The organism is Paenibacillus sp. OV219 (assembly GCF_900110075.1).
GTDB lineage: Bacteria > Bacillota > Bacilli > Paenibacillales > Paenibacillaceae > Paenibacillus_Z.
Genome location: NZ_FOCJ01000014.1, coordinates 147,597 through 162,610, shown reverse-complemented (window position 1 = coordinate 162,610; position 15,014 = coordinate 147,597). Strand labels below are relative to the sequence as shown.

11 protein-coding genes and 1 pseudogene are annotated in these 15,014 nt (G+C 52.8%); 6 read left to right on the top strand and 6 right to left on the bottom strand.

Annotation, left to right across the window (positions count from 1 at the left end):
* Window positions 1-140: 140 nt before the first annotated feature.
* Window positions 141-929, bottom strand: a complete 789-nt coding sequence (locus BMY11_RS26210) for a helix-turn-helix transcriptional regulator (protein ID WP_090582981.1) — start codon at window positions 927-929, stop codon at window positions 141-143.
* 128 nt (window positions 930-1,057) lie between these two features.
* On the opposite strand from BMY11_RS26210, the pseudogene pyk reads away from it, so the two are divergent.
* Together pyk and BMY11_RS26200 are read left to right on the top strand one after the other, a co-directional pair.
* Window positions 1,058-2,083 (top strand): annotated as a pseudogene (pyk, locus tag BMY11_RS26205) (pyruvate kinase); the annotation flags it as partial.
* A 130-nt stretch (window positions 2,084-2,213) separates the two neighbouring features.
* A complete protein-coding gene (locus BMY11_RS26200) occupies window positions 2,214-4,184 on the top strand; it encodes an ABC-F family ATP-binding cassette domain-containing protein (protein WP_090582977.1) in 1,971 nt (656 codons plus the stop codon).
* 314 nt (window positions 4,185-4,498) lie between these two features.
* Here BMY11_RS26200 and BMY11_RS26195 read toward each other — a convergent pair whose 3' ends face one another.
* Together BMY11_RS26195 and trxB are read right to left on the bottom strand one after the other, a co-directional pair.
* Window positions 4,499-4,939 (bottom strand): Dps family protein, encoded by a 441-nt coding sequence (locus tag BMY11_RS26195; RefSeq protein ID WP_090582975.1) that lies wholly within the window; start codon window positions 4,937-4,939, stop codon window positions 4,499-4,501.
* A 42-nt stretch (window positions 4,940-4,981) separates the two neighbouring features.
* Window positions 4,982-5,935 carry a thioredoxin-disulfide reductase gene (gene trxB / locus BMY11_RS26190; RefSeq protein ID WP_090582973.1) on the bottom strand — a complete coding sequence of 318 codons (954 nt, stop codon included), beginning with the start codon at window positions 5,933-5,935 and terminating at the stop codon, window positions 4,982-4,984.
* Window positions 5,936-6,174: 239 nt separating this feature from the next.
* On the opposite strand from trxB, the gene BMY11_RS26185 reads away from it, so the two are divergent.
* Window positions 6,175-7,083, top strand: a complete 909-nt coding sequence (locus tag BMY11_RS26185) for a hypothetical protein (RefSeq protein ID WP_090582971.1) — start codon at window positions 6,175-6,177, stop codon at window positions 7,081-7,083.
* Between the two features lie 181 nt (window positions 7,084-7,264).
* Window positions 7,265-9,016 (top strand): diguanylate cyclase, encoded by a 1,752-nt coding sequence (locus BMY11_RS26180; RefSeq protein WP_090582969.1) that lies wholly within the window; start codon window positions 7,265-7,267, stop codon window positions 9,014-9,016.
* A gap of 60 nt (window positions 9,017-9,076) precedes the next feature.
* Here BMY11_RS26180 and BMY11_RS29040 read toward each other — a convergent pair whose 3' ends face one another.
* Window positions 9,077-10,159 carry a hypothetical protein gene (locus tag BMY11_RS29040; protein WP_177182840.1) on the bottom strand — a complete coding sequence of 361 codons (1,083 nt, stop codon included), beginning with the start codon at window positions 10,157-10,159 and terminating at the stop codon, window positions 9,077-9,079.
* A 151-nt stretch (window positions 10,160-10,310) separates the two neighbouring features.
* Here BMY11_RS29040 and BMY11_RS26170 point away from each other — a divergent pair, with 151 nt between their 5' ends.
* Complete coding sequence (locus BMY11_RS26170) at window positions 10,311-11,120, top strand: alpha/beta fold hydrolase (protein ID WP_090582968.1); 810 nt, start codon at window positions 10,311-10,313, stop codon at window positions 11,118-11,120.
* 48 nt (window positions 11,121-11,168) lie between these two features.
* On the opposite strand, the gene BMY11_RS26165 is transcribed toward BMY11_RS26170, so the two are convergent.
* Both BMY11_RS26165 and BMY11_RS26160 read right to left on the bottom strand, forming a co-directional pair.
* Window positions 11,169-13,391, bottom strand: coding sequence for a methyl-accepting chemotaxis protein (locus BMY11_RS26165; protein WP_090582966.1), 2,223 nt, complete (start codon window positions 13,389-13,391; stop codon window positions 11,169-11,171).
* A 192-nt stretch (window positions 13,392-13,583) separates the two neighbouring features.
* Window positions 13,584-14,195, bottom strand: coding sequence for a superoxide dismutase (locus BMY11_RS26160; protein ID WP_090582964.1), 612 nt, complete (start codon window positions 14,193-14,195; stop codon window positions 13,584-13,586).
* Window positions 14,196-14,428: 233 nt separating this feature from the next.
* Here BMY11_RS26160 and BMY11_RS26155 point away from each other — a divergent pair, with 233 nt between their 5' ends.
* Window positions 14,429-14,929 (top strand): sugar nucleotide-binding protein, encoded by a 501-nt coding sequence (locus BMY11_RS26155; protein ID WP_090582962.1) that lies wholly within the window; start codon window positions 14,429-14,431, stop codon window positions 14,927-14,929.
* Window positions 14,930-15,014 lie beyond the last annotated feature (85 nt).

Here is a 15,014-nt window from a genome sequence, read left to right as displayed (position 1 = left end):
TTTAAAAAAGATGACCCCTGTGCAGTACAGGAATCATCTTTTGTCGGTTGCCTAACTCTCTTTTTTCAAGTGTCCTTGACTTAGGGACCAGTTTACTGCGGGGGTCTCTTTTTTGTTTGATGGAACTCTGTTACCTCTGACTACTCTAGCTGTGACCGCTCCATAATGACATCGGACGGTAGCCGGCCGACCACTTTTTTGAAAATCCGATTGAAATACGAAGGGTCGCTGTATCCGAGATGATCGGAAATATCCTGCACCGTCAGCCGGGAATGGCGGAGCATGTAGTGGGCAGTCTTCATTCGTTTGCGGTGCACATAGTCACTGATGGTGAGGCCGGTCACTTTACGGAACAGCGTTGCGGCGTAGTTCGGGCTGACGCCGATGCAAGCGCCGAGCTCGTTCTTGGTGATTTTGCTGCGGTAATGATTCTCGACGTATTGCTTCATTCGCTCGATATGCTGAATGGAGGAGGGAGCCTTCTCACCCTCGTCGTACTCGCGGCTAATCGTGACGATCAGCTCCGTCAGCAGCGCGGCGCACATGACAGAGAAATATCGGTCGCGTGCGGTCCATTGCTCTACAATGCCGAGTAGCTTCTCCATCAGCAGCTCCGGCATATGCGTGACCCAGCGCAGCGGCGCGCGTCTTGAGAGAATGGGCAGCAGCTGTGTCGTGGCGGTGTCGGCGGGACTGAAGCGGACGGTAACACTCTCGCGGATGCTCCCTGAACCGCGCAGCTCTGCGGCGGGAACGCCTGCCGGGATGAGTAATATCTCATTCTTGCGGCAGCTCACATCAAGGCCAGCATAGGTGAAGCTAGTCTGACCAAAACGAATCCAGATGAGTGTAAAGCTATCGATGCCTAGCATCCGGCGCTCCTCTTGCAGCACCCCGCGCTCCTGCCTAATATCGAAGATATGGAACATAAGGACAACACTCGCTTTTTGTCGATTAGTGTACTATTTTACAGCTACTGTACTATAGTGCATCGCACTTGTGCAATCGTTCTTTTAAAATGAAAGAAACGGATTGAACTTGGACAGGAGTGAGCGACATGAAAAAAACAGCGATTGTGTGTACAATGGGACCCGCTTGTATGGCCGCTGAGAAACTGGAAGGCATGCTGAAAGCAGGCATGAACATCGCTCGTCTTAACTTGGCGCACGGAGAATTAGATGATCACCGCGAGCGTATTCTGATTGTGCGTGAAGCTGCGCGCCAGCTGAATGTACCCGTATCGATCTTGCTCGATATCAAAGGACCGGAAATTCGTACAGGGCTCCTGCAGGAGCCATCCTATATGCTGCAAAGCGGAGAGTTTTTGACATTGACAACGGAACAAATCGTCGGCAATGCGACACGTATCTCGGTATCGTATGATCTCGCGAAGGACGTCTCGGTAGGCTCGCGTATTATGATCGACGATGGCCTTATTGAATTGAAGGTCGTTCGCATCGAAGGAACGGAAGTGGTGTGCGTCATTCAGAACGGCGGCATCATTAAGTCGCGTAAGGGCGTTAACCTGCCGGGCATTCGTACTAGCTTGCCAGGCGTGACGGAGAAGGATAAGCTGCATATTGCTTTCGGCATTGAGACTGGCGTGGATATTATTGCGATGTCGTTCGTCCGCCGCGCGGAGGACGTATTGGAAGTAAAGCGCATGCTGGCAGAGCAAGGCGCTAGCCATATTAAAGTGCACTCGAAGATCGAGAATCAAGAGGGACTCGACGAGCTGCATGCGATTATCGAGGTTTCCGACGGCATTATGGTCGCACGTGGTGATCTTGGTGTTGAAATCCCGATCGAAGACGTACCGTTCGCACAGAAGCGCATGATTGCGGCTTGTAACCGTGCTGGTAAATTCGTTATTACAGCAACGCAAATGCTTGAGTCCATGCAGATCAACCCGCGCCCGACGCGTGCTGAAGCTTGCGATGTAGCGAATGCGGTATGGGACGGTTCAGATGCAGTAATGCTCTCTGGAGAGACTGCTTCGGGGGCGTATCCGGTTGAAGCGGTGCAGACGATGGCTGCAATTGCGATCAAAGCCGAGGAAGCGCTAAAGGAAGTTGTAAAGAAAGATTTGATTGAAGCTTAGCCAATCGTTTAAAGTGAGTAGAGGACAAAATTATGCGAGGGTGCTCGTCCACGGTGGATGGGCAGCTCTCACGGTTTTGAGATTTACTAACGTTAGGCGGGAATGAATAGCGATGCACGTATTAACGGTTGATCATATTTCGAAGAACTATGGCGAGAAAATATTGTTTCAAGACGTGTCGTTCGGCGTTGAGATGGGCGACAAAATCGGTATTATCGGAGTCAACGGCACCGGTAAGTCGACGTTTCTTAATGTCGTTGCAGGTTTAGAGCCCCCTGATTCGGGCTCTATTCTTGTTGCTGGAGGCGTGACGGTGCGCATGCTGTCACAGGACCCGCAGTTTGATCCGGAGCAGACGGTGCTTGCGCATGTGCTTGGCGGCGACTCGCCGCAGATGGTTGCGATCCGCGCTTATGAAGCGGCGCTTCAGGCGCTTGAACTGAAGCCTGGCGATGAGGAATTGCAGGAGAAGCTCGTTCGTGCGAATCAGCGAATGGCTGAGCTGGATGCATGGGGCATTGAGAGTGAGGCTAAGATCGCACTGTCAAAGCTCGGTATTACAAGCTTCGATGCGAAGCTCGGCGTACTGTCAGGGGGCCAGCGTAAGCGTGTGGCGATGGCGGCGGCTCTCATTCAGCCAGCAGATGTGCTGCTGCTTGATGAGCCGACAAACCATATCGACAACGAGTCGGTCGCATGGCTTGAAGGGATGCTGCAGAAGCGCAAAGGCGCGCTTCTGATGATTACGCATGATCGGTATTTCCTTGATCGTGTCAGCAACCGGACATTGGAGCTGGATCGCGGACGGGCGCATTTCTACTCGGCGAATTACAGCCAGTTTCTGGAGCTGAAGCTGGACCGCGAGGAGCGGGAAGCGGCATCGGAATCGAAACGGCAAAACCTGCTGCGTAATGAGCTCGCTTGGATGCGCCGCGGGGCGAAGGCGCGCACGACGAAGCAGCAAGCGCGGATTCAGCGTTTTGAGGCTTTAGGTGCGGCAGCGCCGGAGAAAGCACTCGGCAAGCTTGAGGTGTCCGTAGCTTCGACACGCCTTGGGAAGAAGATCGTTGAAATCGAAGGCATGACCAAGTCGTTCGAAGGTCGAACGGTCATTCGAGATTTCAGCTATATCGCGGTGCCGGAGGACCGCGTCGGTATCGTCGGACGCAATGGCCTCGGCAAGTCGACGCTGCTTAAGCTCATCTCCGGCAAGTTTGAGCCGGATGCAGGCGAGGTTCGTCTTGGGCCGACGGTGAAGCTCGGCGTGTTCTCGCAGGAGCGCGAGGAGATGGATGAGTCGATGCGCGTCATTGATTTTATCAAGGAGAGCGCAGAGCGGGTGATGACTGGCGACGGTACGTCTGTGACGGCAGCACAAATGCTGGAGCGGTTCTTGTTCCCGCCGGCGCAGCAGTGGACGCCGATTGCGAAGTTGTCCGGCGGCGAGAAGCGCAGGCTACAGCTGCTGCGCGTGCTGATGGAAGCGCCGAACGTCCTGCTCCTCGATGAGCCGACGAACGATCTCGACATTACGACGCTGACGGTGCTTGAAGATTATCTAGACGACTTCCCTGGCGTCGTGTTCACAGTATCCCATGACCGGTATTTCCTGGATCGGACGGTCGATCGGATTTTAGCTTTTGAAGGCGACGGCGTAATCGAGCAGCATGTCGGCAATTTCTCGGATTATCAGACCTATGCGGAAGCGCATGGGGTGCGCTCGCAGGCTGGGGCGGCGGCAGGTTCCGCTGCTGGCGGCAAGAGTGGCAAGGCCGCTGAGTCTGCAGGCGGTGCTGGAGTGGATGATTCCGCGTCTGCGCCGGTGAAGGAGCCGGTAGGCCCAACAAAGATGAGTTACAAAGAGCAAAAGGAATTCGAAACGATAGATGCCGACATTGAGAAGGCAGAAGCTGCGCTTGCAGCTGTGCAGTCGAAGATGGAAGTGTCGAGCAGCGATTCCGCTACGCTGCAGGAGCTGTTGAACGAACAGCAGGAGCTGGAAGCGAAGCTGGAGCATCTGATGGAGCGTTGGACGTTCTTGAATGAGCTCGACGAGCAGATTGCAGCGAATAAGAAGAAATAGTTATGTAGTGTTTATTTTGCAAGAGTCGATGCCACTTTTATGTGGGACGGCTCTTTTTTTGTGCTTTAACGGTAAGAACCGGCATGAAATTTATCGACAAATCTATTGTTTATACATCAAACTAGTGATAAATGGTAAATAAGGTATCTTACGGGATTCTGAATGCAAATTGAAGAATTGAAGAAAGGTCCATTTTTTAACGAATAATATAGAGGATACGCTCAAAATTGTACCATGCCGTTCATCGTAAATCAGCTGATCAAAAATGAAAGAGCCGCCCACCGGGCGGCTCTTTGCCGTTATAGTCGCTATATTTACCGTCCGTTAAACGCCTTCAGCATCCAAATATGCTTCTCGAGCGCGCTGTGGATGGCGAGCAGCATGTCGCCGGACGTTTCGTCGCCGCTCGATGCCGCTTCCTCCATACCTTCTTTCAACTCGGCTACGATTGCGGCAAAGTCAGCGATGACGGAGTCGACCATCTCGACTGCGGACTCTTTGCCGGACGCTTCCTTCACGGTCGAGAGCTCGATATATTCAGACATCGTAGCTACCGGCTGACCGCCGATTGCAAGCAGACGCTCTGCGATTTCGTCGACATGCAGCGTTGCTTCCTCATACAGCTCCTGAAACTTCACATGCAGGGTGAAGAACTGGTTGCCTTTTACATACCAGTGGAAATTGTGCAGTTTAACATAGAGAACGCTCCAAGTCGCAATTTGTTTGTTTAGAATCGTTTGCAGTTTTGTCGTCATGATGAATAGCTCCTTCGTAATTAAGATTTTATATCGCTTCGTTTAAACTTCAACTTGTTCCTTAAGTTGACCTGCTTTATGCGCTTCGAGCTCATGCTCACAGTCGAGCGCTGCCATACAGCCGCTGCCGGCCGCTGTAATCGCTTGGCGGTAACGATGATCCTGTACGTCGCCGCAAGCATACACGCCAGGAATGTTCGTGAGCGAAGTGCCCGGCTGGACCTCGATATAGCCGAGTTCATCAGTCGTCACTTGACCGCCGAGAAAGCCAGTGTTCGGCGTGTGCCCGATAGCGACGAATACGCCGTCCGCTTCGAGCAGCGATTCTTCGCCCGTCGCGTTGTCACGGACACGAAGTCCGCGTAAGCCTTGCTCGCCTGCTTCGACTTCAAGCGGCGTAACGCCGAGGCTCCATTTGATCGAGTCATTAGCGCGAGCCCGATCCTGCATAATCTTCGATGCACGCAGCTCTTCGCGGCGATGCACGAGCCTAACCTCAGATGCGAATCGCGTCAGGAAGACAGCCTCTTCCATCGCTGAGTCACCGCCGCCGACAACGATAATCTTCTTCCCGCGGAAGAAAAATCCGTCACATGTCGCACATGTGCTCACCCCGCGCCCGATGTTGTCACGTTCACCAGGGATACCCATATATTTTGCCGAGGCGCCAGTGGAAATAATCATCGAATGTGTAAACATTTCACTGCCGTTCTCAATCGTCAGCTTGAACGGACGTTTCGAAAGATCGGCGGTTTGCACCCAGCCGGTCCTAAAACGAGCGCCGAACCGTTCCGCTTGCTGGCGCATGTTCGCCATCAGGTCGGTGCCGAGCACACCGTCCGGGAATCCGGGGAAGTTCTCCACCTCCGTCGTTGTCGTCAATTGGCCGCCTGGCTGCGGACCTTCCAGTACGAGCGGGCTGTACCCGGCGCGAGCGAGATAGATGGCTGCCGTAAGTCCGGCTGGCCCTGTACCTACAATTACGATATCTTCCATGGGTGAACAACTCCCTTCGATGTAAGCCAATGCCTTTTTATTAATAATAACTACTAAATTAAAATTATTATAAATAAGGTCGGAAGTCAACCCTTTTTTCAGAATTTAACATGTGCCTAAGCGCTAGCTGCACTTGAGCCGCTAATACTGGATAGCTGAATAATTCGGGTCAAGTTGGAAAAACAAGTAAGAAGTCGCTTTAAGCGTCGTTAGGTTCAGAGGAAGCGAGGATAACATACATGATGAACAAAGCAAGGGCGGCGTTATTGGTTACGGCGGCGCTTCTGCTGCTGATAAGTGGTACAGGCTGCCGAAGAGGCTCTTCTGTCGTACAAACGCAGACCGCGGTAGCGATGGATGCTATGCCATCCGATATGCATCACCAGCACGACAGCGAGATGGGCATGGATATGGTGGAACCAGCCGATAAAGGGCCGAACCGCACTGATTTTGCCAAATGGACATGGCCAAGCGGGATGCCGCAAGCCGGCAAACCGGCGCTGCTGCGTATCGCTGTTACGGACACTAGCGGAGAACCGGATCAGAAGCTTCAAATCAACCATGAGAAGAAGCTTCATCTCATTATCGTAAGTAAGAGGCTGTCGTCGTTTATGCATCTTCACCCTGTTGAAACGAAGGCGGCAGGCGTATTCGAAGTGGTAGTTAATTTCCAAACATCCGGCGCATACAAGCTGGTAGCTGATTTCAAGCCTGCAGACGGCAGCCAGCAATCGCAGAGCAGTTGGGTGGTGGTTGCGCGAGGCAAGGGGAGCGAGCCGAAGTCGGAACCGGTATTAACAGCCGACAAGGAGCTGACTCGTGCAGCAGGCGGGATGGAAGTAAGCCTGTCCTTTAATCAAGAGCCGCGAGCGGGAGTAACGGGGATGTTAACCTTCTCATTCCGCGATCAGATGAGCGGCAAGCCGGTCACCGATTTGCAGCCCTATCTAGGGGCAGTCGGTCATGTGGTCATTATGGATGCAGACGCGGAGCACTATGTGCATGTGCATGCGATGGATGAACGGGGAAAGGGCCCGAACGCGGATTTCCATGCGACGTTCCCAGAGCCGGGGTTGTACAAGATTTGGGGGCAGTTCAAACGGCATGGCCAACTTCTGATCGTACCATTTGCAATTGAAGTAAAATAAGCTTGTTTGTTCGTCAAGCGGGCAAACGAAACTTAACAAATTATTAAATTGTTGGATATTCCGGCTGAAGCTGCTTCAGCCGGTTTTTTTTATTTGCCTAAACTGATAAAATATTCGTAAATCTTTGAATTATTTAACCATTGTCATATGAACAACTGTAGTCAAGCGAGGAGAACAATCCATGATTCAGCGAGACAGAGACGAGACGGACCTGTTGTCACAGGACCGTCTTATGAACCACAGCAAGAAGCTGTATACAGAAGAGTTGTTTAGTAAGCTTCATCAGCTGCAGCAATTGTGCGCAGTTGCTGATTTAAACATGTCATTGGACAATGCCGCTGAAGTCTACCGCATTGTACATTCGATAAAAGGGAGCGCGCCGACAATCGGGTTCAAGCGGATCGGAGATATCGCGCAGCAAATGCTCTCGAGTTGGCATTGGGCGAGGAGAGTCTCGCTGACGGCGGTTCTGGCGGAATATGACGATGCCTACATTGTGCAGCTGTATCGGGGGAGTACGCTTGCGTCGATGCCGCTGCTTTGCGCGTTGGAAGCGGAGATCGATGCATCCGCGATCGTCATTGCTTCACTTCAGCAGGAGGCGTCACCTGTGCCGATCGAAGGGCAAGGCGCGCATACAGAACCGCCTGGGGCGAGCAGGATTCTAATCATTGATGACGATGCTGGACTTCGTAATTATTTGGCAGGCCGGCTTGAACTCGAAGATTACCTGGTCGATGCGGCAACGAACGTGCAAGAAGCGATGACACTGCTGCGAGGCGGCAGCTATCATCTGATTACGCTCGATCTGATGATGTACCCGCAAAGCGGTTACGAAATTCTGCATTTGCTCAAGAACGACCGGGCGACTCGGTTGGTGCCGATGATTGTGTTGTCCGGCATCAACGATACAGAAGATAAGGTTCGCTGTCTCGATATGGGCGCTGATGATTATGTCAGCAAGCCGTTCGATTATGAAGAGCTCAGTGCACGTATTCGGAGAATATTGGAGCGCAATCGGGAGTATGAGATGGTTGCGTTCCGTGATCCTCTCACAGGCTTGTACAACCGCCGTTTCTTCGACTGCCAGGTTGAAGTGGAGCTGAACCGGATGACCCGGAAGCCGGCGAACATCTCGATTGCGCTGCTTGATGTGGATCATTTTAAGAACGTGAACGATACCTACGGGCATCAGATCGGCGATCTTGTGCTGCAGCATTTTGGCCAGCTTCTTCAGAAAAGCCTGCGCAGCTCCGATATTGTGGCGCGGTGGGGCGGCGAGGAGTTCGTCGTAATTATGCCGAATACGACTGACTCGGATGCCTACAAGGCGATCGGCGCTATCCTGAACAAGGTGCAGAGTACGCCCATTGTGACAACCGGAGAACGGAGCTTCTCCATTACGTTCTCGGCCGGTATTTCACAGTGGCGGTCTGGGCTAACCGTGGAGCAGTGGATTCAGCGGGCGGACTATGCGCTATATAAAGCGAAGCATCTGGGTCGTAACCGCATGTACAAAATTTCAAGCAAGCTTCGTACCGATCAGACGGCAGCTAGCTCCGAATCAGTAAAGAAGGTTATCGTCGCTGAAGATGACCGCGTGCTTCGGATGATTATGGTCGACAATTTGAACAGCGCTGGCTACCAAACACTGGAAGCACATAATGGCGAGATGGCTTACCACATGCTGATGAGCGAGAGCGCGGATCTGTGCATATTGGATTGCATTATGCCGGTGATGAGCGGCCTTCAGGTGCTAAAGCGGATGAAGGATGAAGGCTCGCGGCCTGCAAGCACCAAGATTATGTTCGCAACTGGTCACGATCTATCTGATACGGCAAAAGAAAGCTTGGCGCTTGGCGCGGACCACTTCATAACGAAGCCGTTCTCCATGCAGGACTTCGAGCGGAAGGTGCGCAGCTTAATGGAATAGAGAATCGCCCGCAGTCCACCTTGGATTGCGGGCGATTCTTATTTATGAGCGTGGAGTGCGTTAGCCTTGTTGCTCCGTCTCTTCCAAGCGCTGAAGCGCTTCGAGGTTGTTCTCGATGACTTCCGGGTATGGCTGGAAGCTGTCATCGTCATTGCGCGGTGTGCCAATAGGACCTACGAAAAGCTCAAGTCCTACGCTCTCACCGGATTGAACGGGGAAGTACAACAGCGATTCCGGAATGCGGCGTCCGTTGAGGCGAAGAATGGTATCTACGCTGCCGGTAATGACGACGCCATTCACGGAGACGATACGTCCGTTATTGTTGATGCGAACGACGCCAGTCGAGCTAAGCGCTTGTGCGATGTTCATGCCCGGGAAGTGTCTTACGCGGTATGAGTTCGTAATCCACGGGAAGAAACGTCCGCCGTTGATGAAGACCGTTACGAAGCCAGGGAACGGTCCAGGTGGGAAAGGTCCAGGGCCTGGCGGGAATGGGATTGGAATTGGAATTGGAATGGGTATCGGGAACGGTCCAGGCGGGAACGGGCCGGGACCTGGGAAAGGTGGAGGCGGGAATCCGCCAGGACCGCCGGGACCTGGGAAAGGTGGTGGCGGGAATCCGCCGGGACCGCCGGGACCACCAGGGAATCCGCCGGGACCACCAGGGAATCCACCGGGACCACCCGGCATACCAGGGAATCCTGGACCACCAGGTCCACCAGGGAATCCACCGGGTCCACCCGGCATACCAGGGAATCCTGGACCGCCAGGGCCTCCTGGACCACCAGGTCCACCAGGGAATCCGCCTGGACCACCCGGCATACCAGGGAATCCTGGACCACCCGGCATACCAGGGCCTCCTGGACCACCCGGTCCACCAGGGAATCCGCCTGGTCCACCAGGCATACCAGGGAATCCTGGACCACCCGGCATACCAGGGAATCCTGGACCGCCAGGGCCTCCTGGACCACCCGGTCCACCAGGGAATCCGCCAGGTCCGCCTGGCATACCGCCGGGACCGCCCGGCATGCCCATGCCGCCGCCTGGCAAGCCTGGGAACATACGCGGACCACCGCATCCGCAATCTCGATATGGATTGACGTAACCTTCTGGAGCACCAGGGATATACGTATAACTCGTCATGATTCGATCTCCTTTTCCACAAGCAAGGATAGGTGAATATCTCGGTGTAGTGTATGCGGCAATAGCCTATCCGGTGTCTTATTCGAAACCTCTATACTATCTTCCAGCTGCGCTGTATACATATTAAATGGGAGAAAGGTGGTTGAATAAAATGGGGCACTATGTGGAAGTGGAGAAGGGCGTAAAGCTGTATGTCGAGGATATCGGAGCAGGAAAACCGGTCATATTTGTCCACGGTTGGCCCGTCAACCACAAGATGTTCGAGTATCAGTACAATGTGCTGCCGAAGTACGGTTACCGCTGCATCGGCATTGATCTGCGCGGCTATGGCAGGTCGGATGCACCTTGGAGCGGCTATGACTACAATCAGATGGCTGACGACATCGCCCTCGTGGCAGATTCGCTCGGCTTGCTGCGCGCGACCCTCGTTGGTTTCTCGATGGGCGGCGCGCTGGCGATCCGATACGCCGCCCGGCACTGCGGGAGAAGGCTATGCGGACTCGTGCTCGCAGCGGCGGCGGCACCGGTGTTTACACAGCGGCTGGACTTCCCGTACGGGACGCCTGTGGAGCAATTGAATACGACCATCGCCGGACTGTACATCGATCGGCCTAAGACAGTAGCGGATTTCGGCGTGACCTTCTTCGCGAAGCCGATCAGCGATCCATTCCGCACCTGGTTTAACGGGCTTAGCTTCGATGCTTCTTCCTATGGAACGATAAAAGGGCTCGAATCGCTGCGTGATGAGGATTTGCGCGATGATCTTCCCAAAGTGCTGCTCCCCACAACGATTCTTCACGGCAAGCTGGATGCTATCGCTCCTTACGCACTGGCAGAGCAAATGAACAAAGGCATTCAAGGCTCCAAGCTCGTTCCATTCGAGGAGAGCGGGCACGGCCTCTTCTACGACGAGCGCGAGAAGTTCAATCAAGAGCTGCTGAACGCTTTAGACAGCAAATAAAAAAAGACCTCAGCGATCATTAACTAGGATCGCGAGGTCTATTCTTTATCACCGCTTGCGTGCATCGCTAAGCTGGAACTGTCCTACAAGTTGTTGGAGGAACGCCGTAATGGCTTCAACATGATTGGAGGTGTGGCGAACGTTTACGAAGTCGCCGAGCAGATCCTGCACATTGCTTTCCACCTCGGTTGAAATGATGCGGTTCTGCTTGCTCACCTCCGCGATCTTCTCCATAATGACGACCACCTCGTCGATGATTTGCAATTTTAAAGTGTCATTATCTTGGCTGCTGCTTAAGAGCTCGGAGGCAGCTGCGACGAGGAGGGTTCCTTCCGTTACGACTTTTGTGCCTTCAGCCATCGTCTCTGTAGCTTGTTTAGCGTTGACATAGATGTGGTGGACAATATCGTGCACCTGTTCCGTTGACTGCTTAGTATGGTCGGCCAATTTGCGGATTTCAGCCGCGACAACGGCAAAGCCTTTACCTTGCTCACCGACCCGCGCAGCTTCAATGGAGGCGTTAAGCGCCAGCAGCTGCGTACGTGATGATATTTCCTCAATGACATGCAGCACATTGCGAATTTCATTTGTAGTTACCATGAATGCTTCGACAGATTGGTTCGTTTCCGCAACGTGCGCTGCAATCTGCCCCATTTTGTCGCCGATCCGAACAAGCTCGTCTTGTGCGACATTGATATTGGCAGATGCCTTGTGCTCTAACATGCGAAGTGTCTCACGCATCTCGCCTGCGACATCCTTGGCGATGTCTATATCCTTCAACTGGCTTCGAATGCTGAGGATCATATCGCTGACTCGGCTGCTGACCCGCTCGGTCGTGCCAGCTGTCGCTCCGGTTGTCTCGAGCAGCGTGCGTTGGTTGGTCAACACGTCGCTGGAAGCAAGCTTCACCTGAAGCATGATGCCTTCGATCGAGTCGATCATATTGTTAATCCATTTAGCAAGCTCGCGCGTTTCGTTGTTTGGAAAAGTGCTCGTATCTAGGCGCTGGGTGAGGTCGCCCTTGCCTTCGGCATTAATGCGAATAAATTGATTCAATCTGTGCATTTGACGAACCGTCACTTTGTTCCCTTTATGATCAAGTGCACGCATCATGGCAAGGCCAAATAAGAAGCTGAAGCCGCCAATGATAAATGAACCGACAACAGGGGCAACGATGGTGAAGAGATAGTAAGCGAGTATAGCGCTAAGGATGCCGAGGCAGGCGAGCCATCCCGTCACCAGCTTGAACTGCGTATACCGGATGCTGCGGATGCGGTAGACTTCCTCCAAGTCCCCTTCGCACATCATCCCCCACAGATCGGGACTGTGCGGAAGCTGGAAGGTGACGCCTTTACCAATGACGGGAATATGCCGGTAATCCGAATAGCCGGGAAATTGGACGAACAGATTGGAGCCGTTTCGAATGGTGTTCGCAACGCCGGGATGAAGCTGCCTTGTAGCGGGATCGGTGAAGATAAGCTCAAGCTCTGTATGCTCCTTAACGGATACGGTACCAAAGTCCGTGGATACGCCGTCCTTCAAATTGTCGCCATGCGTAAAGGTCCGGTCTTCGAAACGGCTGCGTGACAAGGCGGTGCCCGGCGCGATGTGCGTGGCAAGCGCGGGGCGAGCCATAAACAGATAGTTGTCACCGGAATCGGGATAGACATGGCCGGATTCCCGCTGAATGAGATCGCCGATAACATCGTTCGGTACCCGGCCGCACAAAGCGCCCTGCCATTTGCCGTCATGCATAATCGGGGAAATAAACAGAAGCGTCATTTTATCATGAAAAGAAGATGAGCTCGGTCCGATTGTAAGCGTCCAAGTATCGGCATAAGGCCCAAACAAACATTTACGGCCGCCAGACGGTTGGTCTTGCGAATACGTTAATCCAGGTGCCAGCACACTTCCAGCCCCATAAAGCTCTCCGACATGCCGCGGCTCCGTTGAGTAAATAACGCGGTTCTTATCATCAAGCAGGAAGAGTTCGGAGAAATCCGAGGCTCTCGCCCGGGTTCCGGCAAACAAACCCTCCCAAGAGGCAGTTGCGCTCGAGGCTATAACAGCATCAATGGGCTGCTTGAGGGACATTTGATGAAGTAAACGGTCAAGATGATCCCAGTATTCTGCTGCCCATGCCTGAAGGATGTCCATCCTTGTTTCTGCGATGCCTTCGAAAATGTCCGCAACATCCTCTTTCATCGCAGCATTGAGCTTGTACGACCACCATAACGGCAGTCCTTTGCGAAACCCCAACCAATCGAACATCAAGTACCCCTTCTCTCTCTTCTTGGATATCATGGAAGGGATTATAACATGAGGTCTAGGAAAAAAGTTGGATTTTGTTAAAAAAAAGTGTTTTTCTTGATGGCATGTTAGGTATTTGGACATAAACACTTATATATACAAAAAAAGACCTCCGCGCACTAAGCGCAGAGGTCTTCAGCAGAAGCGAACGAATTACTTCGAAGCTTCGTAGCGTTTGCCAACTTCTGACCAGTTTACAACGTTCCAGAACGCTGCAATGTAGTCAGGGCGTTTGTTTTGGTATTTCAGGTAGTAAGCGTGCTCCCATACGTCCAGACCAAGAAGCGGCGTTTCGCCTTCCATGATCGGGCTGTCTTGGTTCGGAAGGCTGTACACTTTCAGCTTGCCGTCTTTGCTCAGTGCAAGGAACGCCCAGCCGCTGCCGAAACGAGTTGTTGCTGCTTTCGCGAAGTCAGCTTTGAACTGATCAAGGCCGCCCAGCTCGCTAGCAATTGCATCAGCCAAAGCGCCAGTAGGCTCGCCGCCAGCGTTTGGTCCGATTGTTTCCCAGAACAAGGAGTGGTTTGCATGGCCGCCGCCGTTGTTGCGGACAGCTGTGCGGATTGCTTCGGGAACGCTGTTCAGATCAGCGATCAAATCTTCGATTGATTTGTCTTGCAGCTCAGGAGCGGACTCCAGTGCAGCGTTCAGGTTCGTTACATAAGCGTTATGATGACGGTCGTGGTGAATCATCATCGTTGTCTCATCGATATGCGGCTCAAGCGCATTGTTTGCATAAGCCAATGCAGGCAATTGGTGTGCCATTGATTAAAAAACCTCCTATATTATGTATCGTTTTTTCTTTTCCATTATGCTCCTTCCGGGCACATAAATCAACATAAATGTTTGTAAAGTAGCTTCGATGCCAGCAGCCGGAAGAACATCTTCTAGCATGATCCAAACCTTCATTTCCCATACAAAATAACCCAGAATCGAACCAAAATGGGCACCTGCGGAATATACATAAAGTAACATCATGGGAAGCAAGGTGAGCGCGTATGACGACGAAGGAAAGAGCGTTACGTGTTATTGTTACAGGTGCGGAAGGGGAACTCGGCTATACGCTGGTCTACGGTACGAACGAGCCTGGAATCGCAGTTCTCGGCTTCAGCCGAAGCGGGATGGATGTCAACGATCTGGAGCATTGTCGCCACGTTGTGAAACGTTATCAGCCGGACGTGGTTATTCACTGTGAGCAGGCATTGCCAATTCACAATGTAGCGCTTGCGGCCAATGAGTTCGGCACCAAACTTGTCTATGTTATTCAAGGCGAAGCAAGCGATGCGGAGAAGGAGATCGGACCTCTTGCGCACCGTGCTTATGTTGTACAGCTCGATTCGCAGCTGACGCAGAGCGAAGGATTGAATAAAGAGCTAGCAGCCTTCTTGGTTCACCTCGTGCAGACGGACAACTATGGACTCTATCATCTATCAGCTGGCGGCGAGCTCATATGGCACGCATTCAAACAGCAGAAAGCCTGGCGTCCCAGCGTACGGTAGCAATACCTATATCAAAATATTTTCATGAACATATACTAGTTTAGAAGGTTGGTGGACTGGCGCGGATATGAAAGTGTGAAGCGCG

Bases quoted from the DNA above. Each gene is read 5' to 3' on its own strand.
- BMY11_RS26210 (WP_090582981.1), bottom strand. From the start codon at position 929: ATGTTCCATATCTTCGATATTAGGCAGGAGCGCGGGGTGCTGCAAGAG.
- BMY11_RS26200 (WP_090582977.1), top strand. From the start codon at position 2,214: ATGCACGTATTAACGGTTGATCATATTTCGAAGAACTATGGCGAGAAA.
- BMY11_RS26195 (WP_090582975.1), bottom strand. From the start codon at position 4,939: ATGACGACAAAACTGCAAACGATTCTAAACAAACAAATTGCGACTTGG.
- trxB (WP_090582973.1), bottom strand. From the start codon at position 5,935: ATGGAAGATATCGTAATTGTAGGTACAGGGCCAGCCGGACTTACGGCA.
- BMY11_RS26185 (WP_090582971.1), top strand. From the start codon at position 6,175: ATGATGAACAAAGCAAGGGCGGCGTTATTGGTTACGGCGGCGCTTCTG.
- BMY11_RS26180 (WP_090582969.1), top strand. From the start codon at position 7,265: ATGATTCAGCGAGACAGAGACGAGACGGACCTGTTGTCACAGGACCGT.
- BMY11_RS29040 (WP_177182840.1), bottom strand. From the start codon at position 10,159: ATGACGAGTTATACGTATATCCCTGGTGCTCCAGAAGGTTACGTCAAT.
- BMY11_RS26170 (WP_090582968.1), top strand. From the start codon at position 10,311: ATGGGGCACTATGTGGAAGTGGAGAAGGGCGTAAAGCTGTATGTCGAG.
- BMY11_RS26165 (WP_090582966.1), bottom strand. From the start codon at position 13,391: ATGTTCGATTGGTTGGGGTTTCGCAAAGGACTGCCGTTATGGTGGTCG.
- BMY11_RS26160 (WP_090582964.1), bottom strand. From the start codon at position 14,195: ATGGCACACCAATTGCCTGCATTGGCTTATGCAAACAATGCGCTTGAG.
- BMY11_RS26155 (WP_090582962.1), top strand. From the start codon at position 14,429: ATGACGACGAAGGAAAGAGCGTTACGTGTTATTGTTACAGGTGCGGAA.